Source organism: Citrobacter sp. KTE30, assembly GCF_000398825.1.
Lineage (GTDB): Bacteria > Pseudomonadota > Gammaproteobacteria > Enterobacterales > Enterobacteriaceae > Citrobacter > Citrobacter freundii.
Genome location: NZ_KB976055.1, coordinates 1,821,949 through 1,844,174 on the forward strand (window position 1 = coordinate 1,821,949; position 22,226 = coordinate 1,844,174).

21 protein-coding genes are annotated in these 22,226 nt (G+C 49.4%); 13 read left to right on the forward strand and 8 right to left on the reverse strand.

The window, feature by feature from the left end; genetic code table 11:
- Nucleotides 1–87: 87 nt before the first annotated feature.
- Nucleotides 88–858, forward strand: coding sequence for a class I SAM-dependent methyltransferase (locus tag WC1_RS14330; RefSeq protein ID WP_003846666.1), 771 nt, complete (start codon nt 88–90; stop codon nt 856–858).
- Between the two features lie 65 nt (nt 859–923).
- On the opposite strand, the gene WC1_RS14325 is transcribed toward WC1_RS14330, so the two are convergent.
- Both WC1_RS14325 and yeaG read right to left on the reverse strand, forming a co-directional pair.
- Nucleotides 924–2,207, reverse strand: coding sequence for a YeaH/YhbH family protein (locus tag WC1_RS14325; RefSeq protein ID WP_003030708.1), 1,284 nt, complete (start codon nt 2,205–2,207; stop codon nt 924–926).
- A 121-nt stretch (nt 2,208–2,328) separates the two neighbouring features.
- Nucleotides 2,329–4,263, reverse strand: a complete 1,935-nt coding sequence (gene yeaG / locus WC1_RS14320) for a protein kinase YeaG (RefSeq protein WP_003030707.1) — start codon at nt 4,261–4,263, stop codon at nt 2,329–2,331.
- Between the two features lie 433 nt (nt 4,264–4,696).
- Here yeaG and WC1_RS14315 point away from each other — a divergent pair, with 433 nt between their 5' ends.
- Nucleotides 4,697–5,443: a MipA/OmpV family protein gene (locus WC1_RS14315; RefSeq protein ID WP_003030706.1), complete on the forward strand. Its 747-nt coding sequence runs from the start codon at nt 4,697–4,699 to the stop codon at nt 5,441–5,443.
- A 159-nt stretch (nt 5,444–5,602) separates the two neighbouring features.
- The gene (locus WC1_RS14310; RefSeq protein WP_003846662.1) at nt 5,603–6,457 is read left to right on the forward strand and encodes an aldo/keto reductase; all 855 of its coding nucleotides are present in this window, start codon (nt 5,603–5,605) and stop codon (nt 6,455–6,457) included.
- Nucleotides 6,458–6,653: 196 nt separating this feature from the next.
- Here the strand turns inward: WC1_RS14310 and WC1_RS14305 are convergent, their stop codons facing one another.
- Entirely contained in the window at nt 6,654–7,538 is an 885-nt protein-coding gene (locus WC1_RS14305) for a D-hexose-6-phosphate mutarotase (RefSeq protein ID WP_003846660.1), read from the reverse strand.
- Nucleotides 7,539–7,621: 83 nt separating this feature from the next.
- The gene (gene gapA / locus WC1_RS14300; RefSeq protein ID WP_003030697.1) at nt 7,622–8,617 is read right to left on the reverse strand and encodes a glyceraldehyde-3-phosphate dehydrogenase; all 996 of its coding nucleotides are present in this window, start codon (nt 8,615–8,617) and stop codon (nt 7,622–7,624) included.
- Between the two features lie 341 nt (nt 8,618–8,958).
- Between gapA and msrB the strand changes: the two genes are divergently transcribed.
- Both msrB and WC1_RS14290 read left to right on the forward strand, forming a co-directional pair.
- Nucleotides 8,959–9,372 carry a peptide-methionine (R)-S-oxide reductase MsrB gene (gene msrB, locus WC1_RS14295; protein ID WP_003030695.1) on the forward strand — a complete coding sequence of 138 codons (414 nt, stop codon included), beginning with the start codon at nt 8,959–8,961 and terminating at the stop codon, nt 9,370–9,372.
- A 42-nt stretch (nt 9,373–9,414) separates the two neighbouring features.
- Complete coding sequence (locus WC1_RS14290) at nt 9,415–9,690, forward strand: YeaC family protein (RefSeq protein ID WP_003030693.1); 276 nt, start codon at nt 9,415–9,417, stop codon at nt 9,688–9,690.
- Nucleotides 9,691–9,734: 44 nt separating this feature from the next.
- On the opposite strand, the gene yajD is transcribed toward WC1_RS14290, so the two are convergent.
- Both yajD and WC1_RS14280 read right to left on the reverse strand, forming a co-directional pair.
- Nucleotides 9,735–10,079: an HNH nuclease YajD gene (gene yajD, locus WC1_RS14285; protein ID WP_016150104.1), complete on the reverse strand. Its 345-nt coding sequence runs from the start codon at nt 10,077–10,079 to the stop codon at nt 9,735–9,737.
- A gap of 94 nt (nt 10,080–10,173) precedes the next feature.
- The gene (locus WC1_RS14280) at nt 10,174–11,427 is read right to left on the reverse strand and encodes a chitinase ChiD (RefSeq protein ID WP_016150105.1); all 1,254 of its coding nucleotides are present in this window, start codon (nt 11,425–11,427) and stop codon (nt 10,174–10,176) included.
- A gap of 296 nt (nt 11,428–11,723) precedes the next feature.
- Between WC1_RS14280 and WC1_RS14275 the strand changes: the two genes are divergently transcribed.
- The 8 genes from WC1_RS14275 (at nt 11,724) to WC1_RS14240 (ending at nt 20,467) form a co-directional block, all read left to right on the forward strand.
- The gene (locus tag WC1_RS14275; RefSeq protein ID WP_016150106.1) at nt 11,724–12,800 is read left to right on the forward strand and encodes a zinc-binding dehydrogenase; all 1,077 of its coding nucleotides are present in this window, start codon (nt 11,724–11,726) and stop codon (nt 12,798–12,800) included.
- 26 nt (nt 12,801–12,826) lie between these two features.
- Nucleotides 12,827–14,206, forward strand: coding sequence for an MFS transporter (locus WC1_RS14270; RefSeq protein ID WP_003840874.1), 1,380 nt, complete (start codon nt 12,827–12,829; stop codon nt 14,204–14,206).
- 17 nt (nt 14,207–14,223) lie between these two features.
- Nucleotides 14,224–15,267, forward strand: coding sequence for an NAD(P)-dependent alcohol dehydrogenase (locus WC1_RS14265; RefSeq protein ID WP_003030683.1), 1,044 nt, complete (start codon nt 14,224–14,226; stop codon nt 15,265–15,267).
- Between the two features lie 24 nt (nt 15,268–15,291).
- Complete coding sequence (locus tag WC1_RS14260) at nt 15,292–16,128, forward strand: ketose-bisphosphate aldolase (RefSeq protein ID WP_003840876.1); 837 nt, start codon at nt 15,292–15,294, stop codon at nt 16,126–16,128.
- Between the two features lie 4 nt (nt 16,129–16,132).
- Nucleotides 16,133–17,080 (forward strand): carbohydrate kinase family protein, encoded by a 948-nt coding sequence (locus WC1_RS14255; RefSeq protein ID WP_003840877.1) that lies wholly within the window; start codon nt 16,133–16,135, stop codon nt 17,078–17,080.
- Nucleotides 17,081–17,089: 9 nt separating this feature from the next.
- Nucleotides 17,090–18,073, forward strand: a complete 984-nt coding sequence (locus tag WC1_RS14250) for an NADH-dependent methylglyoxal reductase (RefSeq protein WP_003846646.1) — start codon at nt 17,090–17,092, stop codon at nt 18,071–18,073.
- A gap of 136 nt (nt 18,074–18,209) precedes the next feature.
- Complete coding sequence (locus WC1_RS14245) at nt 18,210–18,968, forward strand: DeoR/GlpR family DNA-binding transcription regulator (protein ID WP_003030679.1); 759 nt, start codon at nt 18,210–18,212, stop codon at nt 18,966–18,968.
- Between the two features lie 140 nt (nt 18,969–19,108).
- The gene (locus tag WC1_RS14240) at nt 19,109–20,467 is read left to right on the forward strand and encodes an MFS transporter (RefSeq protein ID WP_016150107.1); all 1,359 of its coding nucleotides are present in this window, start codon (nt 19,109–19,111) and stop codon (nt 20,465–20,467) included.
- A gap of 37 nt (nt 20,468–20,504) precedes the next feature.
- Here the strand turns inward: WC1_RS14240 and pncA are convergent, their stop codons facing one another.
- Nucleotides 20,505–21,143: a bifunctional nicotinamidase/pyrazinamidase gene (pncA, locus tag WC1_RS14235; RefSeq protein WP_003840880.1), complete on the reverse strand. Its 639-nt coding sequence runs from the start codon at nt 21,141–21,143 to the stop codon at nt 20,505–20,507.
- Nucleotides 21,144–21,157: 14 nt separating this feature from the next.
- A complete protein-coding gene (gene ansA, locus WC1_RS14230) occupies nt 21,158–22,174 on the reverse strand; it encodes an asparaginase (RefSeq protein ID WP_003030673.1) in 1,017 nt (338 codons plus the stop codon).
- Nucleotides 22,175–22,226 lie beyond the last annotated feature (52 nt).

A 22,226-nucleotide genomic window follows, 5' to 3' on the forward strand; every position in this document is an offset into this window, starting at 1 on the left:
ACATTTTGTAATAAAAATCATTCGCGCGCTTCACCTTTAACTCTTAATATTGTATTTATAATGCAACTTATAAAAGGAGACAGGCCAATGAGCGCGACTGAAAAAGCGGGTCATACATTTTTAGCCAGCTTGGGCAAAACCCGTCTGCGTCCGGGCGGCGTTGAAGCAACAGAATGGTTGTTTAGCCAGTCACAGCTGACGCCCGGCAGCCAGGTGCTTGAAGTGGCGTGCAACATGGCCACGACGGCGATAGAGTTAGTTCAACGCTTTGGTTGTACGGTCTACGCTATCGATATGGATAAAACCGCGCTGTCTAATGCCAGAAATAATGTGGCAGCAAATGGGCTGGAAAATCACATTCATGTGATGGCTGCGAATGCCAGTACCCTGCCTTTTGCGGATAACAGTTTCGATGTTGTGATTAACGAAGCCATGCTGACAATGTATGCCGATAAAGCGAAGGCGAAGTTAATAGCCGAATATTATCGCGTGTTGAAGCCCGGTGGGCGCCTGCTCACCCACGATATTATGTTCACCGCCCAAAAACTGGGCGCGGGCGAACAGGGCCAGCTTGTCGATGTGGTGAAATCAAACGTTAGCCCAATGACCAGACAAGGCTGGCGTGATTTGTTTCTTAACTGCGGGTTCGAACAGGTCTTGCAGCAGAATGGCAACATGTCGCTGATGTCACCGCGCGGATTAATTCGTGATGAAGGGCTTACAGGGGCAGTTAAAATTGTGTTTAACGGCTTACGCACGAGCGAAAATCGTCGTCGGTTCCTGAAAATGTTTCGCTTCTTCCGTTCGCAACGTCATCAGTTAAACTACATTGCCTGCTGCTCTGTTAAGGGAAAATAAAAACAGGATGGGGCACTATTTATAAAATCAGTCAGCACATCTACGCGCTGACTGATTTGTTTAGATTAATTGTTACTGGTCGTACTTTGCTTATGAAACAGTTCGCGAAATACCGGGTAAATATCATCCTGGTCGCGGATATGCTGCATCGCAAAGTTATCAAAGGTTGATTGCAGATGTTCGTATTCACGCCATAAGGTTTGGTGAGCGCGGCGAGTGATTTCGATATAGCTGTAATAGCGTACCACTGGCAGCAGCTTTTTCGCCAAAATCTCATGACACAGCGGTGAATCATCTGCCCAGTTATCACCGTCCGATGCCTGTGCAGCATAGATGTTCCACTGGGCAGGGTTGTAGCGATCTTTCACCACTTCATCCATTAACTTCAGTGCACTGGAGACAATGGTCCCCCCGGTTTCCTGAGAGTAGAAGAACTCGTGCTCATCCACTTCTTTCGCCTGGGTATGGTGGCGAATATAAACCACCTCCACGTTCTTATAGGTCCGGCTTAAGAACAGATACAGCAGGATATAAAAACGTTTAGCCATATCTTTGGTCGACTGATCCATCGAACCAGAGACGTCCATCAGGCAGAACATCACCGCCTGGCTGGAAGGGTCGGGGCGTTTTTCATAATTTTTGTAGCGTAAATCAAAGGTGTCGATAAATGGCACGCGTTCGATTTTTGCCCGCAGTTCGGCAATCTCTTTGCGTAACCGTTCCTCTTCCAGCAACTGCGCTGGTTCGCTTTTCGCGATGGTTTCCAGATCCGCTTCGAGAGCATGCAGTTCGCGACGCTTACCCGCTGTCATCGCCGTACGGCGCGCCAGTGAGTTTTGCAGGGATCGCACCACGCTAATGTTGGCAGGCACACCGTTAGAGGTAAAACCTGCCCGGTGTGTTTTATACTCCGTTAACTGACGCTGCTGATTCTGCTTCAGGTTAGGAAGTGCTAAATCTTCGAACAACAGATCAAGATATTCATCTTTAGAGATCTGAAAGACGAACTCATCCTGACCCTCACCATCCTGGCTGGCCTGGCCTTGTCCACTTCCTGAGCCGCCACCGCCGCCTTGTGGGCGTTCAATGCGGTCATTCTGCACAAAATGGTCGTTACCCGGATGTACGCGATGGCGCAGGCCACCACGTCCCTGATGAAACATTGGTTCGCTAATATCATCAGTCGGAATAGAGACAGATTCGCCGCTATCCACATCAGTCACCGAACGCTTGTTAATGGCCTCGGAGATCGACTGTTTAATTTGCGATTTATAACGGCGTAAGAAGCGCTGGCGGTTTACCGTGCTCTTGTTTTTGCCGTTAAGACGCCGGTCAATAAACCAGGTCATAAGCCCCCCGTACTGCCAACTGTTCGCCATGTCTGTAAGTGCCGGATGGCGCTGTCGCTATCCGGCCTACGGAACATTGTTTTGCAAGCCCGGTAAGCGCATGCGCCACCGGGCACTTATGTTAAGACGATTTACGTACGCGCAAATACCATTCGCACAGTAAACGCACTTGTTTACGCGTGTAGCCTTTTTCCATCATACGGTCGACAAAATCGTCGTGTTTTTTCTGCTCGTCAGTCGAGGTTTTAGCATTGAACGAAATGACCGGCAGCAGCTCCTCGGTATTGGAGAACATTTTCTTCTCAATAACCGTGCGTAGTTTTTCGTAACTGGTCCAGTTTGGATTGCGACCGCTGTTATTCGCTCTGGCACGCAGAACAAAGTTGACGATCTCGTTACGGAAATCTTTCGGGTTACTGATACCCGCCGGCTTCTCAATTTTCTCCAGTTCTGAGTTCAGTGACTCGCGATCAAACAGCTGCCCGGTATCTGGATCGCGATACTCCTGATCCTGAATCCAGAAATCCGCATAAGTGACATAACGGTCGAAAATGTTCTGTCCGTATTCGGAATAGGATTCGAGATAAGCTGTCTGGATCTCCTTGCCGATGAATTCAGCATATTTCGGGATCAGATAGCCTTTCAGGAACTCAAGATAACGCTCAGCTTGCTCCTGCGGGAACTGTTCACGCTCGATTTGCTGCTCCAGTACGTAGAACAGATGAACCGGGTTAGCTGCCACTTCAGCATGGTCAAAGTTAAATACGCGAGAGAGGATCTTAAACGCGAAACGCGTGGACAGACCGTTCATTCCCTCATCAACCCCGGCGTAATCACGATACTCCTGATAGGATTTCGCTTTTGGATCGGTATCTTTCAGGCTTTCGCCATCGTAAACGCGCATCTTCGAGTAAATGCTCGAGTTCTCAGGTTCTTTCAGGCGAGAAAGAATGGTAAAGCGAGAGAGCGTTTCCAACGTGCCCGGTGCGCAAGGCGCATGGGTCAGCTCACTGTGGTTAAGCAGTTTTTCGTAAATTTTGATCTCTTCAGAGATCCGCAGGCAATAAGGCACTTTGACGATGTAAACACGGTCAAGGAACGCCTCATTGTTTTTGTTATTACGGAACGTTACCCATTCAGACTCGTTCGAGTGGGCAAGAATAATCCCGTTAAACGGCAGGGCGGAGATACCTTCTGTCCCGTTGTAGTTTCCTTCCTGGGTGGCGGTCAGCAGAGGATGCAGCACTTTAATCGGTGCTTTAAACATCTCAACGAACTCCATAATCCCCTGGTTTGAGCGGCACAGTGCGCCCGAATAACCGTAGGCATCAGGATCGTTCTGGGCGTGGTGTTCGAGTTTACGAATATCCACTTTCCCGACCAGCGCAGAAATATCCTGGTTGTTTTCATCACCAGGCTCCGTTTTAGCGATAGCGATCTGCTCCAGAATAGACGGCCAGACTTTGACGACGCGGAATTTTGTAATGTCCCCGCCAAAATCATGCAGACGTTTAGCAGCCCACGGCGACATGATCGTACCGAGATAACGACGCGGGATCCCATACTCTTTTTCCAGGATCTGCGCGTCTTCCTGCGGATTAAACAGGCATAACGGATGATCGTTGACCGGGCTACGTTCGCCATTGGCGCTCAGGACATAAATCGGTACTCGTTGCATCAGCGACTTCAGCCGCTCAGCAAGAGATGATTTCCCCCCTCCCACAGGCCCCAGCAGATACAGAATCTGCTTCTTCTCTTCCAGACCTTGAGCCGCATGCTTCAAATAAGAAACAATCTGCTCAATGGCGTCTTCCATGCCGTAAAACTCTTCAAAAGCGGGATAGCGTGCAATTACCCGATTCGAAAAGAGTCGAGAAAGTCGAGGTTCATGGGCAGTGTCAACCATGACAGGCTCACCAATAGCCATTAATAGCCGCTCTGCCGCGTTGGCATAAGCACTGCGATCTTGCCGACAAGTGGTAAGAAACTCCTGCAGCGTGAACTCTTCGTCCTTGGCAGCTTCATAACGCTGGCGATAGTGATCGAATATATTCATGGTATGCCGTCCTTTCGTTTTTTAGCACATGTTAAGAGCCGTTCATATGAATAGTAGAGGCCCCTGAAGAGGTAAACTGAACGACGTCGCTGCTGAAGAAATAAGCAACTCTCATGCCATTTTAGTGGTCAGGAGATCAACGTATTCGGTGATACACCTTCTAAAATTAAGCGTAGATGGCATTTGCAAAACTTGCCTGTGTGCGCAAATGAATTTCAATGGCATATCAATAACTCATCAGCAAAAAAAGCACATCTTATGTAAAGAATTGGAGCGGGATTCATGCGGTGTTCACCGTGCTGCAAGCAAAATGTCATCACTCGCTGAGAAATTAGGGGGTTACATTCTGGGGTGAATACGTAAAATAGTTGGGCTGAAGCGTATTGGCGGTTACACTTTGACCGCTACACATTTGAATAAGGAATTATGGATTGTGACCAAACTCAAACTTCTGGCACTTGGCGTCCTTGCCGCAACCGCAGTTAGCACCGCACAGGCGGAAAGTCAGTGGACTGTTGGCGCGGGTGTTGGTGTGATTAACAGCCCGTACAAACAGTATGACCGCGATGTTTACCCTGTTCCGGTTGTCACCTATGAAGGCGATAATGTGTGGTTCCGCGGCTTGGGTGGCGGTTACTATTTGTGGAATGATACGGCAGATAAGCTTTCCATCATGGCGTACTATGATCCGACGCATTTCAAGCCGGGTGATAGCGATAGCCATGCTTTACGCCAACTCGACAAGCGTAAAAGCAGCTTGATGGCTGGCCTATCATATGTACATAACACCCAGTATGGTTTCCTGCGTACCGCGCTGGCGGGTGATACCCTGGATAACAGCAACGGCTTTATCTGGGATCTGGCCTGGCTCTACCGTTACACCAATGGTGGTCTGACCCTGACGCCGGGTATCGGTGTGCAGTACAGCAGCGAAAACTACAACGACTACTATTATGGTGTGTCCAATCACGAGTCTCGCCGCAGTGGTCTGAATAGCTACAACGCTGACGATGGATGGGATCCGTACCTGGAGTTGACCGCGAGCTATAACTTCCTTGGCAACTGGAACGTGTACGGCACTGGCCGTTATGTGCGTTTGAGTGATGAAGTGAAAGACAGCCCGATGGTCGATAAGTCCTGGTCTGGCATCTTCTCGGTAGGTGTGACCTATAAGTTCTGATGCCACTGCGTGTCAAACACTAGCCCGCATCTCTGCGGGCTTTTTTACGTCATTAAATTTAAGACAACCCCCAGATCATGATGGTGCAATTTGTGCACCCTAACAGGACACATGCACGTTGTTTTGCTTTACTGTGGTGCATTAACACAGGAGGGTGCGATGACAGCGAAACAGGTGACGTTTACAAACCAGGTATCGCTTCCTGCTATTGGGCAGGGAACATGGTACATGGGCGAGGATCCAAGCCGACGCCGGGATGAAGTGTCTGCGCTGCAGGCCGGACTGGATCTCGGCCTGCGATTGATTGATACCGCAGAAATGTACGCTGATGGTGCAGCGGAAGAGGTGGTGGGTGAAGCATTAACGGGACGGCGTGATAGCGCTTTTTTAGTCTCGAAAGTTTACCCATGGAATGCCGGTGGAGAGAAAGCCATTGCCGCCTGCGAAGCCAGCCTGCGTCGACTGAAAACTGATTATCTGGATCTCTATTTGCTGCACTGGATGGGCGATTTTTCATTTGCAGAGACCGTCGATGCCATGGAAACACTGATTGCGCAAGGGAAAATCCGCCGTTGGGGCGTCTCAAATCTCGATTATGATGATATGCAGGCGTTATGGCAGGTACCCGGTGGACGGGAGTGTGCGACTAACCAGGTGCTTTATCATTTAGCCTCGCGCGGTATTGAATATGATTTACTGCCGTGGTGCCAGCAGCAGCAGATGCCGGTTATGGCATACAGTCCGCTGGCCCAGGCGGGACGCCTGCGTGGCGATTTGCTTTCTAATTCCGTGGTGAATGACATTGCGCGCGTGCACAATGTTAGTGCTGCGCAGATTTTGCTGGCGTGGGTGATTCGTCAGTCGGGTGTAATAGCAATTCCGAAAGCCGCAAGCGTAGCGCATGTCGAACAAAATGCCGCCGCGCTGCAGATAACGCTCTCTGTAGATGAGCTGAAGCAGTTAGATAAGGCGTATCCGGCGCCAAAAGGTAAAACAGCGCTGGATATGGCCTGATTTGCCAAATGACGATGCTCACGCAGCTTATCAGGCCAACGGCTGCGTGTGGTTTGCATGCCGGATAAGGCGTTAGCCGCATCCGGCATGTTGCACTGATTTACCTGATGGCGCTGCGCTTATCAGGCCTACGACTGCGTGTGTTTGTAGGCCGGATAAGGCGTTAGCCGCATCCGGCATGTTGTGCAGAGTTGTCTTAGCGTTTAGCAACACGAATAGTCTGCGCGAGGCGAGATGGTTTTTCTTCGGTGGTTTTCTGCGGAGCGGTCGCGTAAGCCGTTTCTACACAAACAAACGTTTTGTAGCCATCATCCGGCATGTCGCCCATACTGACGGACAGCGCCGGGCCAGGGTTCCAGCCCACGACATTCAGGTGGTGGTGGTGGACAACGTCGATATTGCGATTCAACGCATCATCATGAATCACGCTGCACGCTTCCGGATTCAGATAGACACGATCGGTGCGGTCCGGGAAGGTCTGGATACCATCAGCCAGCACATCTTCTTTAGCATCATTCACTTTATCGATCAGGCGATCGCCGAGACCACTAACTTTCACTGCCGCAATGTCACCAACGTTGAAATAGGTATGCAGTGCCGAGGTGGTTTCAAACTCACCGTGAGCTTCCAGCTCCATCTCACAGGTGGCTCCCACTTTGAAACGGGCCAGCAGGCAGAACTCGTGCGGCCAAAGCTGACGTGTTTCGGCATTGCTCTGCAGTTCAAACGTCAACACCACGCCATTGTCGTCTTCGTTGTGCGCTTTCAGCGTCCATGGCAAGTTACGGGCAAAACCATGCGAAGGCAGGCCCTGCTGAGCAGCCGGACCAAACCACGGCCAGCAAATTGGTACGCCGCCACGCAGCGCTACGCCGGTTTTAAACGGGGTATTGTTGCTTAACCACAGGACTTCCTCTTCGCCGTTTGGTTTCCAGGAAAGAAGATGTGCGCCCTGTAGCGCGAAAGACGCTTTAACCTGGGGGTGATCGACAACAAGAACCTCAAGCTCATCAAGCTGACGGCGGGAGAGGACAGGGGTAAGCTGTTCAATGACCGGGAGAGCGAAAATTTTGTTAATCATGATGCAATCCTTGGTATGTGAATATTTTGGTCATAAAAAAAGGCGACCGAAGTCGCCTTTTTGGATCAGATACTCATCTCAACTTATTTGGAGATGTGAGCAATCAGGTCCAGAACTTTGTTAGAGTAGCCGGTTTCGTTGTCGTACCAGGATACCAGTTTCACGAAGTTGTCGTTCAGTGCGATACCAGCTTTAGCATCGAACACGGAAGTGCAAACTTCACCGTTGAAATCGGTAGATACTACGTCGTCTTCGGTGTAACCCAGAACGCCTTTCATCGGGCCTTCGGAAGCAGCTTTGATTGCTTTCTTAATTTCTTCGTAAGAAGCAGCTTTTTCCAGACGAACGGTCAGGTCAACAACGGATACGTTCGGGGTAGGAACGCGGAACGCCATACCAGTCAGTTTGCCGTTCAGTTCTGGCAGTACTTTACCTACAGCTTTAGCTGCACCGGTAGAGGACGGGATGATGTTCTGGGATGCGCCGCGGCCGCCGCGCCAGTCTTTGTGAGACGGGCCATCAACGGTTTTCTGAGTAGCGGTGGTCGCGTGAACAGTAGTCATCAGACCTTCGATGATGCCGAAGTTGTCGTTGATAACTTTAGCCAGCGGAGCCAGGCAGTTAGTGGTGCAGGAAGCGTTAGAAACGATGTCCTGACCTTCGTATTTGTCAAAGTTAGCGCCTTTAACAAACATCGGAGTGTTATCTTTGGACGGACCAGTCAGAACCACTTTTTTCGCGCCAGCAGTGATGTGCTTACGAGCGGTTTCATCTGTCAGGAACAGGCCAGTAGCTTCAGCTACTACGTCAACACCAACTTCGTCCCATTTCAGGTTAGCCGGATCACGTTCAGCGGTAACACGGATTTTTTTACCGTTTACGATCAGATGACCGTCTTTCACTTCAACGGTACCGTTGAAACGGCCGTGAGTGGAGTCATATTTCAGCATGTAAGCCATGTAGTCAGCGTCTAACAGGTCGTTGATTGCAACGATCTCGATGTCAGAACGTTCTTGAGCAGCACGGAAAACAATGCGACCGATACGGCCAAAACCGTTGATACCTACTTTGATAGTCATATATTCCACCAGCTATTTGTTAGTGAATAAAAGGTTGCCTGTAAAATTACAAAAACCTTACGCAGCGTCAAGCGGAATCGTGTCAATCATTGCGACAAATCAATCTGCTGCCTAAGCTTTGCGCAACTGACTCGCCTCACTCTTCCTTTGGGCTTGAAACCACATGGGGTCGGCGGCCCGAATTTTAAAGGGCAATCAAGATAAAAACGTGATTATGATCACGAATTGCAGGCTGCCATTTCGCAAGGATCAAGTTTAGAACAAAAGTTCGCACTCCGGTGTTAATGTTTTGTTAGAATCTGTCTCGCGATGTGAGTTTAGATAAAGCGAGATGTGAGCAAATGGCTAATCAACCTTCTCCAGAAGAACTGAAAAAAAATTTAACCGAAATGCAGTTCTACGTGACGCAGAATCACGGGACAGAACCGCCATTTACCGGGCGTTTGCTGCATAACAAGCGTGACGGCATCTACCACTGTCTGATCTGCGACAAACCGCTATTTCGTTCCGAGACAAAATATGACTCTGGCTGCGGCTGGCCCAGCTTTTACGAGCCTGTCAGCGATGAGGCTATCCATTACATAAAAGATACGTCACACGGCATGCAGCGCATAGAAATCCGCTGCGGAAACTGTGATGCGCACCTGGGACACGTCTTCCCGGATGGTCCGAAACCTACCGGTGAACGGTACTGCGTTAACTCAGCGTCTTTGAACTTCACCGATAGTGAAAACGGTGAGCAAACCAAGGGTTGAAGAAACGATTCAGCAAATTATTCTACGGAGAGTGGATTTAACATGAATCTTGATGAGATGATCAACAGTATGACGCCGGAAGTTTATCAGCGCTTATCGACTGCCGTTGAACTCGGAAAATGGCCGGATGGGGTAGCGCTAACGGCAGAACAAAAAGAGAACAGCTTACAGCTGGTAATGTTATGGCAGGCGCGAAACAATATTGACGCGCAGCATATGACGATTGATACCAACGGTGAGATGGTGATGAAGAGCAAGCAGCAGTTGAAGGTTGAGTTTGGTATTACGCCCGAACCGATTGCGACGTTTAAATCCTGATTAACCTGGCCCGGCAAACATCGGTGTCGGGCCCGCAGTTGCTGTTATTTCTTGTTCATCATCGCCTTCAGGTCGGCAAACGGATTGTATTTCGCCTCGCCGACGTCTCTCTGCGCATCTTCCCCTGCCACTACGGTAGAACCATACTGATCCACCTCAGTGTATTTCGAATGCTCATGATCGTGACAGTACAGGCATAACATCTCCCAGTTGCTACCGTCTTCCGGGTTATTGGAGTGATCGTGATCGATGTGATGTACTGTCAGCTCGCGCAAATTTGAATACACGAACTCACGGGAACAACGTCCACAAACCCAGGGGAAGAGCTTTAGCGCCTTTTCCCGATATCCGACTTCCAGACGGGCGTAATTTTTAGGGATAAAAGCCATAAAAGCGCATGCCTCCAGTAGAAAATGAAGAGCTGCGCCAAAGGTTGACGCAGCAGAATGGGCTAATCATAACCTATTGTGCCAGGCGTTGGGATCAGTGTTTGATGCCTAACGAATCGGCTAACTGCTTCGCCAACTGGTTTTGGTCATCTGCACCGTATTCCCAGAACATGGCGCCTCCCAATCCTTTACTTTTGATGTAGTCGGCTTTGATCGCCACCGAACGCGGATTTTCATAGGAGAGGGCAAAAAGTGCTTTTCCATCTGCAGACTGCACCGACAGCCACGGCACTTTCGCTTCATCATCCCAATGTTGGCTAAAGCGTTTTTGCGGATCGTTGATCAACTTCGCCACGATATCGTTGTACTTCACGTAGGTATCTTTGCTCAGGTCGACGCCCAGTGATTTGAACAACTCAATTTGCGCAGGCTCGAAATAGGGCTGGGTAACAGGATTTTTCTGCGCGTCAGGTTTGCTCCAGTCAATGCCTGGTTCAACGGCGCGTTTTGGTACGCGTCCATAAAAGCCAATGCCCAGATTCATTTGGCTCGGTTTCAGACCGGCAGCAAGATAGTTACTGACCACAAAATCGGCGCTGTACTTATCCGCCGCGGCGACCGTCGGCCATTGCGTCGAATCATACAGGTTCGAGTTAAAATACTGGGTGCCGTAAGCCATGTCATAGGTCATCAGGTTGATGTAGTCGAGCGATGGTGCAATGGCTTTTACATCTACCCAGCTTTTCGGACTTTCTGCATTTGCGCCCACGGCGATGGTCAGCAGCTTTTTATGCCCCAATGCGGCCCGCAGTTCTGTTAGCAGCGCGGTAAAGTTAGCGCGGTCAGCCGGTTGGCTTTCGACCAGTCCCCAGGCGCCGTTAACCGGATATTCCCAGTCGAGATCGATGCCATCCAGACCATATTTCGCAATTATCTCTTGCGCAGACTGAATAAACACTGCGCGCGTATCCTTCGTTGCCGCCGCACCAGAGAATCCACGCGCTCCCCAGCCGCCGACGGAAAGTAACACTTTCAGGTTTGGATTTTGTTTACGCAGCTGTGGGATTTTCAGCAAATCATCCTGCACTTTCTGTGAAAGCCAAATTTGATGCAGTTTGCTGGCGTCTTTTAAGGCGTCATTGGTCTCGTCTTTTTCGTTGTTGTAGACAAGGCCAAACGAATAGTTGAGATGAGTTATCTGGCGAACATCCAGTTTATTGATGTCGCCGCCAGGACCGGCAGTGACGTCGCCACCGCCATTAAAGTAGCCAACTGACATCAGTGAGTTGGCGGAAACAACGCTGGCGCAGAGCAAGGGTAATGCTGCCAACAAAGGCAATAGTTTCATCGGTGTTCCTCTTTGACATTTAAACAAGTAAACACGCCACGGAAATGGCGTGGCGAAAAAAACAGCACCCGCAGGTTAACAGTTTCATAACAGGAAAAATGCGAAGGGGTTCACGCCATTTTAGCGAAGCGGCTGCCAGGTTCACTTGGTTTTCAATTCATCTTTGCACTTATTTGTGATCTTGGTTGTGAAATGCAGATAATAATCTGTGTTTTAAAGATTTGATGTTGACCTCAAAAATTATATGGATAAGTATGATTGTCACTGATGCAAAACTGAACACAAAGGAAAATTCAATGAAAGCACTGGCAAGATTTGGCAAGGCCTTTGGCGGCTATAAGATGATTGATGTACCGGAACCAGTTTGTGGCCCGGATGACGTCGTGATTGAAATCAAAGCGGCGGCTATCTGCGGCGCGGACATGAAACACTACAATGTTGATAGCGGATCTGATCAATTTAACTCCATCCGCGGCCATGAGTTCGCCGGTAAAATTGTCCGCGTTGGCGACAAAGTTAAGGACTGGAAAGTCGGTCAGCGGGTGGTTTCTGACAATAGTGGACATGTCTGCGGTGTTTGCCCGGCCTGCGAACAAGGCGATTTTCTGTGTTGTACAGAAAAAGTGAACTTAGGTCTCGACAACAACACATGGGGCGGAGGGTTCTCTAAATATTGCCTGGTGCCGGGAGAAATCCTCAAAATTCACCGCCATGCGCTGTGGGAAATCCCACAAGGCGTTGATTATGAAGAAGCGGCGGTGCTGGATCCTATCTGTAACGCCTACAAATCTATTGCTCAGCAATCCAAATTCCTTCCCGGCCAGGACGTCGTGGTTTTCGGCACCGGCCCATTAGGGCTCTTTTCCGTGCAAATGGCGCGCATTATGGGGGCCGTTAATATTGTGATGGTCGGGCTGGAAGAGGATGTTGCCGTACGCTTCCCCATCGCCAAAGACCTGGGCGCGACAGCTGTCGTTAACGGTTCGACCGAAGATGTGGTTGCACGTTGCCAGGAAATCTGCGGTAAAGACAATCTGGGGCTAGTCATTGAATGCTCTGGTGCCAATATAGCTCTGAAACAATCGATCGAAATGCTGCGCCCGAATGGTGAAGTCGTTCGCGTCGGCATGGGCTTTAAACCTCTCGATTTCTCCATCAACGACATCACCGCGTGGAACAAAAGCATCATTGGCCATATGGCCTACGATTCTACATCCTGGCGCAACGCCATACGCCTGCTGGCCAGCGGAGCGATCAAGGTCAAACCGATGATCACTCACCGTATCGGCCTGTCGCAATGGCGCGAAGGATTTGACGCCATGGTCAATAAAACCGCGATTAAAGTCATCATGACTTACGACTTTGATGAATAACATGTTTATTAAAAGGACGTTATCGCATGGAACAAATAGCAAAACCGCACTGCGGCGCCAGACTGGACAGGCTACCTGACTGTCGCTGGCATACGTCAATGTTTGCGATGGTTGCCTTCGGATTACTGGTTTGCTGGAGTAATGCCGTCGGCGGATTAATTCTCGCGCAGTTAAAAGAACTTGGCTGGACTGATAATTCCACCACCGCCACGTTCTCTGCCATTACGACGGCTGGAATGTTTCTCGGCGCGCTCGGTGGGGGAATTATTGGCGATAAAATCGGGCGTAAAAACGCATTTATTCTATATGAAGCGATTCATATTATTTCTATGATCGTGGGTGCGTTTTCACCCAATATGACCTTTCTGATCGCCTGCCGTTTTGTAATGGGAGTTGGATTAGGCGCGCTGTTAGTGACCTTATTTGCCGGGTTTACCGAATATATGCCTGGTAGAAATCGTGGTACATGGTCGAGTCGGGTCTCGTTTATCGGCAACTGGTCTTATCCACTCTGTTCGCTGATTGCGATGGGGCTGACGCCACTTATCAGCGCGGAATGGAACTGGCGCGTACAGTTGTTGATTCCTGCGGTGCTGTCGCTCATAGCAACGGTTATTGCTTGGCGCAGTTTCCCTGAGTCGCCTCGCTGGCTGGAGTCTCGCGGGCGCTACCAGGAAGCCGAAAAGGTGATGCGGGCAATTGAGGAAGGTGTCATTCGACAGACCGGTAAGCCGCTGCCACCAGTCGTAATAGATGATGATGGCAAACAACCGTGTTCTGTTCCGTACTCCGCATTATTAACAGGGGTGTTACTGAAGCGGGTTATTTTGGGTTCCTTTGTTCTGATTGCCATGAACGTCGTCCAGTACACCTTAATTAATTGGCTACCGACAATATTTATGACACAGGGCATTAATCTGAAAGACTCCATTGTCTTAAATACCATGAGTATGTTCGGCGCGCCGTTTGGGATTTTTATCGCCATGCTGGTAATGGATAAAATTCCGAGAAAGACCATGGGTGTGGGGTTATTAGTGTTAATTGCCGTGCTGGGATATATCTATTCACTGCAAACCAGCATGCTGCTGATTACGCTAATTGGTTTCTTCCTGATTACTTTTGTCTATATGTACGTTTGCTACGCCTCGGCAGTCTATGTTCCGGAAATATGGCCAACCGAAGCGAAACTCCGCGGTTCTGGTCTGGCGAATGCAGTAGGGCGTATCAGTGGTATCGCTGCGCCTTATGCGGTCGCGGTATTGCTTAACGGTTATGGAGTGACGGGTGTATTTGTACTGCTGGGGGCGGTCTCCATTATTGTCGCTGTCGCCATTGCTACCATCGGAATTGAAACCAAAGGCGTCTCTGTCGAAAGTCTCGGTATTGATGCAGTTACCAGCAAATAATATTGATGGGAAATAAAATGAAAAATTCAAAAGCGATATTAAAAACGCCGGGCACGATGAAAATTATTGCCGCCGATATCCCGGTGCCAAAAGAGCACGAAGTGCTGATTAAAGTGGAATACGTTGGAATTTGTGGGTCAGATGTTCATGGTTTTGAATCGGGTCCTTTTATTCCGCCGAAAGATCCCAATCAGGAAATTGGTCTGGGGCATGAATGCGCCGGTACGGTGGTGGCAGTAGGGAACCGTGTGACTAAATTTAAACCCGGCGACCGGGTGAATATCGAACCGGGCGTGCCGTGCGGTCACTGCCGCTACTGCCTGGAAGGGAAATACAACATCTGCCCTGATGTTGACTTTATGGCCACGCAGCCTAATTATCGCGGCGCGCTAACCCACTATCTGTGCCATCCGGAGAGCTTCACTTACAAGTTGCCCGATAATATGGACACCATGGAAGGCGCGCTGGTAGAGCCCGCGGCGGTAGGGATGCATGCCGCAATGCTGGCGGACGTTAAACCGGGCAAGAAAATCGTCATTCTGGGGGCGGGCTGTATTGGTTTAATGACCCTGCAAGCCTGTAAATGTTTGGGTGCTACCGACATTGCGGTGGTTGATGTCCTGGAAAAGCGTCTGACCATGGCCGAGCAACTTGGCGCGACGACCGTGATCAACGGGGCGAAAGAGGACACCGTTGTCCGCTGCCAGCAGTTCTCCGGAGATATGGGGGCCGATATTGTTTTTGAAACCGCAGGTTCAGCGATCACTGTTAAGCAGGCTCCATATCTGGTAATGCGCGGCGGGAAAATCATGATCGTGGGTACTGTACCTGGTGATTCAGCGATTAATTTCCTCAAAATTAACCGTGAAGTGTCTATTCAGACCGTTTTCCGTTATGCCAACCGCTACCCGGTCACGATTGAAGCCATCTCCTCAGGGCGTTTTGATGTGAAGTCGATGGTGACGCATATTTACGATTATGAAGATGTTCAGCGCGCGTTTGATGAATCCGTTAATAACAAATGTGAAATTATCAAAGGCGTTATTAAAGTAAATTATTAATCTATTGAAAAGGGAGAAATAACCATGCTGGCAGATATTAAATATTGGGAAAATGATGCTCAAAATAAACATTATGCAATTGCCCACTTTAACGTGTGGAATGCGGAAATGTTAATGGGAGTGATTGATGCGGCGGAAGAATCTAAATCGCCGGTAATTATCTCCTTCGGTACCGGCTTTGTGGGTAATACCTCGTTTGAAGATTTTTCGCATATGATGGTTTCTATGGCGAAAAAAGCCTCGGTGCCGGTTATTACCCACTGGGATCACGGACGCAGCATGGAGATAATCCATAACGCATGGGCCCACGGCATGAATTCACTGATGCGTGATGCTTCCGCTTTTGATTTCGAGGAGAATATTCGCCTGACCAAAGAGGCGGTCGATTTCTTCCACCCGCTGGGTATTCCGGTCGAAGCAGAGCTGGGCCATGTGGGTAATGAAACGGTCTACGAAGAGGCGCTGGCGGGTTATCACTACACTGACCCAAGCCAGGCGGCTGAGTTTGTCGAGCGTACCGGCTGTGACTCGCTGGCGGTAGCGATTGGTAACCAGCACGGCGTCTACACCTCCGAACCGAAACTGAACTTTGACGTGGTTAAACGAGTGCGTCAGGCGGTATCCGTTCCGCTGGTGCTGCACGGCGCGTCCGGCATTAGCGACGCGGATATCAAAAAAGCCATTTCATTAGGCATTTCGAAAATCAATATTCACACCGAACTGTGCCAGGCCGCAATGGTGGCGGTGCAGGAGAACCAGGACCAGCCGTTCCTGCACGTTGAACGTGAAGTACGTAAAGCCGTAAAAGCGCGCGCGCTGGAGAAAATCAAATTGTTTGGTTCAGACGGTAAAGCGGAATGACAATATGGATAATATCGAGGTTATTTGTATAGGGGCGGCAATTGTTGATATTCCCTTGCAACCAGTGAGTAAAAATATCTTTGATGTTGACTCTTATCCATTAGAACGAATAGCTATGACCACGGGAGGTGACGCTATTAATGAGGCGACGATTATTTCTCGCCTCGGCCATCGCACGGCGTTAATAGGCCGGATAGGTGACGATGCTGCGGGGCATTTTATTGTCGACCACTGCCGTCGGGAGAATATTGATATTAAAAGCCTGAAGCAGGATGCTGATATTGATACTTCCATTAACGTGGGTTTAGTCACCGCTGATGGTGAACGCACCTTTGTGACTAACCGTAACGGCAGCTTATGGAAACTGAATATAAACGATGTTGATTTTGACCGTTTCTCTCAAGCAAAGCTGCTGTCGCTGGCGAGTATTTTTAATAGCCCGTTGTTGGATGGTGATGCACTGACGGCAATTTTCACTCAGGCGAAAGCGCATAAGCTCATTATCTGCGCGGATATGATTAAACCGCGACTGAATGAAACGCTGGACGATATCCGTGAAGCGCTGAGCTACGTGGATTATCTGTTTCCCAATTTTGAAGAGGCAAAACTGCTCACTGGGAAAGAGACGCTGGATGAGATTGCCGACAGTTTTCTGAACTGTGGCGTGAAAACCGTCGTGATTAAGACCGGCAAGAGAGGCTGTTTTATCAAGCGTGTTGACATGAAAATGGAGGTCCCGGCGGTGTCAGGAATTACCGCCATCGACACCATCGGCGCGGGGGATAACTTTGCTTCAGGATTTATCTCCGCGCTGCTAGAAGGCAAACCGCTTCGCGACTGCGCGCTGTTTGCTAATGCAACGGCGGCAATATCGGTACTGAGCGTGGGTGCCACGACGGGTGTGAAGAACAGAAAGCTGGTTGAACAACTTCTTGACGAATACGAAGGGTAATAGCGGCAGATGAAAATGATTCCTTTAGGAAGTACGGATATTACGCTTTCCCGCATGGGATTAGGCACATGGGCTATTGGCGGTGGTCCGGCATGGAATGGCGATCTCGATCTGCAGATTTGTATCGATACCATTGTTGAGGCGCATCGCTGCGGTATCAATCTGATTGATACCGCGCCAGGCTACAACTTTGGCAACAGTGAAGTGATTGTCGGTCAGGCGCTGAAAAAGCTGCCGCGCAGCGAGGTAGTGGTTGAAACCAAATGCGGCATCGTCTGGGAGCGAACAGGCAGCCTGTTTAACAAAGTGGGCGATCGCCAGCTGTATAAAAACCTCACGCCTGAGTCTATTCGCGAAGAGGTTGATGCCAGCCTGCAAAGATTGGGTATCGACAGTATTGATATCTATATGACCCACTGGCAGTCGGTCGAACCCTGTTTTACGCCGATTGCGGAAACCGTAGACACGCTGAACGCACTGAAAAAAGAGGGGAAAATCCGTTCGATTGGTGCGGCGAACGTCAATGCCGGGCATATCAGGGAGTATCTCAAACACGGTGAGCTGGATATTATCCAGGCCAAGTACAGCATTCTTGACCGGGCGCTGGAAGCTGAACTGCTGCCGCTATGTCAGCAGAATGGCATCATCGTGCAGGTCTATTCACCGCTTGAGCAGGGGTTGTTGACCGGTACTATCGCCCGAGATTATGTTCCTGGCGGCGCGCGGGCTAACAAGGTCTGGTTTCAGCGGGAAAATATGTTGCGGGTGATTGATATGCTTGGGCAGTGGCAGCCGCTTTGTGAAAAATACCGCTGCACAATTCCCGCACTAGCTCTGGCGTGGATTTTAAAGCAAAGCGATTTGATCACCTTACTGAGTGGCGCAACCGCACCTGAACAGGTTCGCGAGAATGTCGAGGCGTTAACCATTCCCCTGACAGATGATGATTCATTATTGATGAGGCGAATGGCGGAAGCGTTGGATATAAATTAATTCAGATAGGATTGACCTCTGTTTCTGTGTAAAAGAGTATTAAAATCTGTGATTCAGACATGTTCTTTTGAAAATAAATATAGCCTGTGAGATACTAGGGTCTTATTATTACTTTGCAGGAAACAGAGGTATCATCGTGGCGGCAAAAGACAGGATTCAGGCCATTAAGCAAATGGTGGCTAACGATAAGAAAGTGGTGGTATCTAATTTAAGTTCAATCTTTCAGGTGACTGAGGAAACGATTCGCCGCGATCTTGAAAAACTGGAAGATGAAGGTTTTTTGACCCGAACATATGGCGGTGCAGTGCTCAATACCACCGCGTTGTCCGACAATATTCATTTTTATAAGCGTGCAAAATCTTTCTTCGAAGAAAAGCAGATCATTGCACGTAATGCATTACCGTTTATTAAAAATAAGACCACAATGGCTGCCGACTCCAGCAGTACCGCGATGGAATTATTAAAGCTGTTGAAGGAAAGAAACGATCTGACGTTGCTTACCAATTCGGCTGAAGCATTTCATGAGCTGGCGCAGTCAGAAATTAACGTGGTCTCTACTGGCGGTGAGCTGAATAAGAATACGCTGTCGCTGCAGGGAAGAATCACCAAGGAGATTATCAGCCGCTATCATGTTGATATCATGGTGATGAGCTGCAAAGGTTTGGATATGCAGAGTGGGGCGCTTGATTCTAATGAAGCGGAAGCGGAAATCAAAAAAACCATGATCCGCCAGGCGACTGAGGTGGCCTTGTTAGTTGATCACTCAAAGTTTGATCGTAAAGCTTTCGTTCAGCTAGTGGACTTTAGCCATATTAATTACCTAATAACCAATAAGGCACCGGGTGCAGAGTGGATTGCATTTTGCAAAGAGAATAATATTCAACTCGTTTATTAACTATAGCGAGGGTTGTGTCGATATTATTTTAGTTTGCACCTGGGAAATGCCATAAGAATCTAATGATGATGGATGGCGCGGCAAAATTGCTTCTGCCGCGATCGCCATACTTTCTATTTAGCTGAATTTGAGGCATCCAGATGGAACAATGTGACCCTATCGGCGCAAGATTAGATCGCTTACCTTTATCTCGATTTCATTTTCGTATTTTCGGCATTATTAGTTTTAGTTTGTTAATAACCGGTTTTCTCAGCTATTCCGGGAATGTGGTATTAGCAAAATTAGTCAACACTGGCTGGTCAAACAATTATCTAAATGCCGCATTTACCTCAGCGCTGATGTTCGGCTACTTTATCGGTTCACTAGCCGGCGGCTTTATTGGTGATTATCTCGGTCGACGCAAAGCGTTCCGTATCAATTTGTTAATCGTCGGGGCCTCAGCCTGCGCTGCAACGTTTGTGCCCAACATGTACTGGCTTATCTTCTTCCGCTGTCTGATGGGGATTGGAATGGGGGCGCTAATTATGGTGGGCTATGCCTCATTTATAGAATTCATTCCACCCGCGGTACGTGGGAAATGGTCTGCCCGTCTGTCATTTGTCGGCAACTGGGCACCAATGCTATCTGCGGCAATTGGCGTCGTGATCATTGCACTTTTAAGCTGGCGGGTGATGTTTCTGCTCGGTGGCATGGCAATGCTGTTGGCCTGGTATCTGTCAGGAAAATACTATATTGAATCCCCACGTTGGCTGGCTGGTAAAGGGAAGAGAAGCGAAGCTGAAAAACATCTTATGCAGGTTGAATCGCAAATTGAGCTAGAAAAAAACATCACTTTACCATCCTGCCGGAACGAATGCCCGTCGGCGGATTTAAGCACGGCAAGTGGTTCATTTTGGCTATTGTTTAAGGGGCCAATGTTGCGCTGTACACTGGTGGCGATCACGGTGCTTATCGCAATGAATATTTCGCTCTACACCATTACGGTATGGATCCCGACTATATTTGTTAATTCGGGAATCGATGTAACGAAATCCATATTTATGACTGCGATAATTATGATTGGCGCGCCAGTTGGGATATTTATTGCCGCGTTAATTATCGATCGCTTTCCACGGCGATTGTTTGGCTCATTCTTGTTGATTATTATCGCATTGCTCGGGTATTTCTATTCACTTCAAACTGAAGAGTGGGCCATTCTGAGCTACGGGCTGGTGATGATTTTTTTTCTGTATATGTATGTCTGCTTTGCCTCTGCAGTTTATGTCCCAGAACTATGGCCCACGCACCTAAGATTGAGAGGATCAGGTTTTGTTAATGCGGTGGGAAGGATTGTCGCTGTGTTTACGCCCTATGGCGTCGCTATTTTGTTGACCCGCTATGGCTCCGTTACGGTCTTTATCGTGTTAGGAGTAATGTTGGTTCTATGCGCGCTGATTCTTTTTTGTTTTGGCATCGAAACACGCAAAGTATCGCTGGAAGAGATTTCAGCGCTGGCCTGAGATAACGCGCCGACAGGAGTGACCCTGTCGGCATCGCTTACGGTTGGGTTTCCAGCCAGTCGTCCAACGTATACAGCGTTGCACCCGCCGCCGCCATTTCTATAAAGGCGTTTGCACTGTCCTGGGGTTGAATATTAACCCCACGGCAGCCGTCGGTAATAACGCTGACGGTGTAGCCAAGATCGAGCGCATCCAGTACGGTGAATTTAACGCAATAGTCGGTTGCCAGACCCATGATGATGAGCTCGGCAATGCGGCGTTCGAGTAGCCATGCATTCAGCGCGGTAGCCTGACGACGACCGTTATCAAAAAACGCACTATAGCTGTCGACCAGCGGGTTCTCACCTTTAGTGAACGTTTGAGTTATCGCACGCTGGTTCAGCAGCGGATGCAGGGCTGCACCTGCGCTGTTTTGTACGCAATGATCGGGCCAGAATGTCTGCGCCAGTCCATCGAGTTGTCCCTGGCTGTAGGGCTCGACCTGATGCTGGCTGGCAAAACTGCCGTGATTAGCCGGGTGCCAGTCCAGACTGGCAACGACCATGTCGCCGCGTAAGGCACACCAGTCAATCAGACGGTTGGCAATATCGATTGTGCTGTCACCTTGTGGGACCGCGAGGGCACCACCGGCACAAAAGTCATTTTGTAAATCGACCAACAGTAAGGCTCGGGCCATGGGCATAGACTCCTTTAATCGTCAGGCGTGAGCTCACCACGCAGATTTTGCGTCATCGCTTCACGGATCGTCTGCGTATCCAGTCCCTGACTCAGCAAATAGTGCAGTTTGGTGAGTGTGGCTTCGACGGTCATATCCGCGCCGCCAATCACGCCAGCATGCGCTAGCGCATTGCCTGTCGCGTAGCCCCCCATGTTCACCTTGCCGGACATACACTGCGTAAGGTTCACCACCACAATGCCACGCGAACTCGCATCTTCAAGTTCTTTCAGGAACTCTTTATTCTGCGGCGCATTCCCCACGCCGTAGGAGCGCAAAATTAATGCTTTTACAGGTTGGCGCAGGAAGTTGCGTACTACATCAGCGGAGATCCCAGGATAAATGGTGACCACGCCAATCGGTTGCGGAGTGATAGGATGCACAATCAACTCACCTGTACCGTGAGGTGCGGGCGGAGTTCCCAGCCGACGAATGTGGATCCCGGCTTCCAGCAGTGGTGCAAGGTTGGGTGAGGCAAACGCGTCAAAACCATCAGCATGCGCTTTAGTGGTCCGGTTGCCGCGAAACAATCGATTGTTGAAAAACAGGGTAACTTCATTGATCGGGTAATTTGCTGCAACGTACAACGCATTCAGCAAATTGATTTGTCCGTCAGAACGTAGTTCTGCTAATGGGATTTGTGACCCTGTCACAATGACCGGCTTGCCCAGATTCTCCAGCATAAAAGAGAGCGCCGAAGCCGTAAACGCCATGGTGTCAGTGCCGTGCAGAATGACAAAACCATCGTAATCGTCGTAGTGCGCTTTAATGTCTTCCGCAATATGCTGCCAGTCTTCCGGCGTCATATCGGAGGAATCCATCAGCGGGGCGTATTCGTGGATGGTGAAGTCTGGCATCTCCGGACGGTGGAATTCAGGCATCAATGCCAGCTGGCGCTGCAGATGACCGGAAACGGGAATATAACCCTGTTCTGAGCGCTGCATACCAATGGTACCGCCGGTATAGGCAACGTAAATTGATTTTTTCTGCATGACTTTTCTTCTGTCTCAAAGAAAACCCCTCTTCATCCCGAAGAGGGGTCAA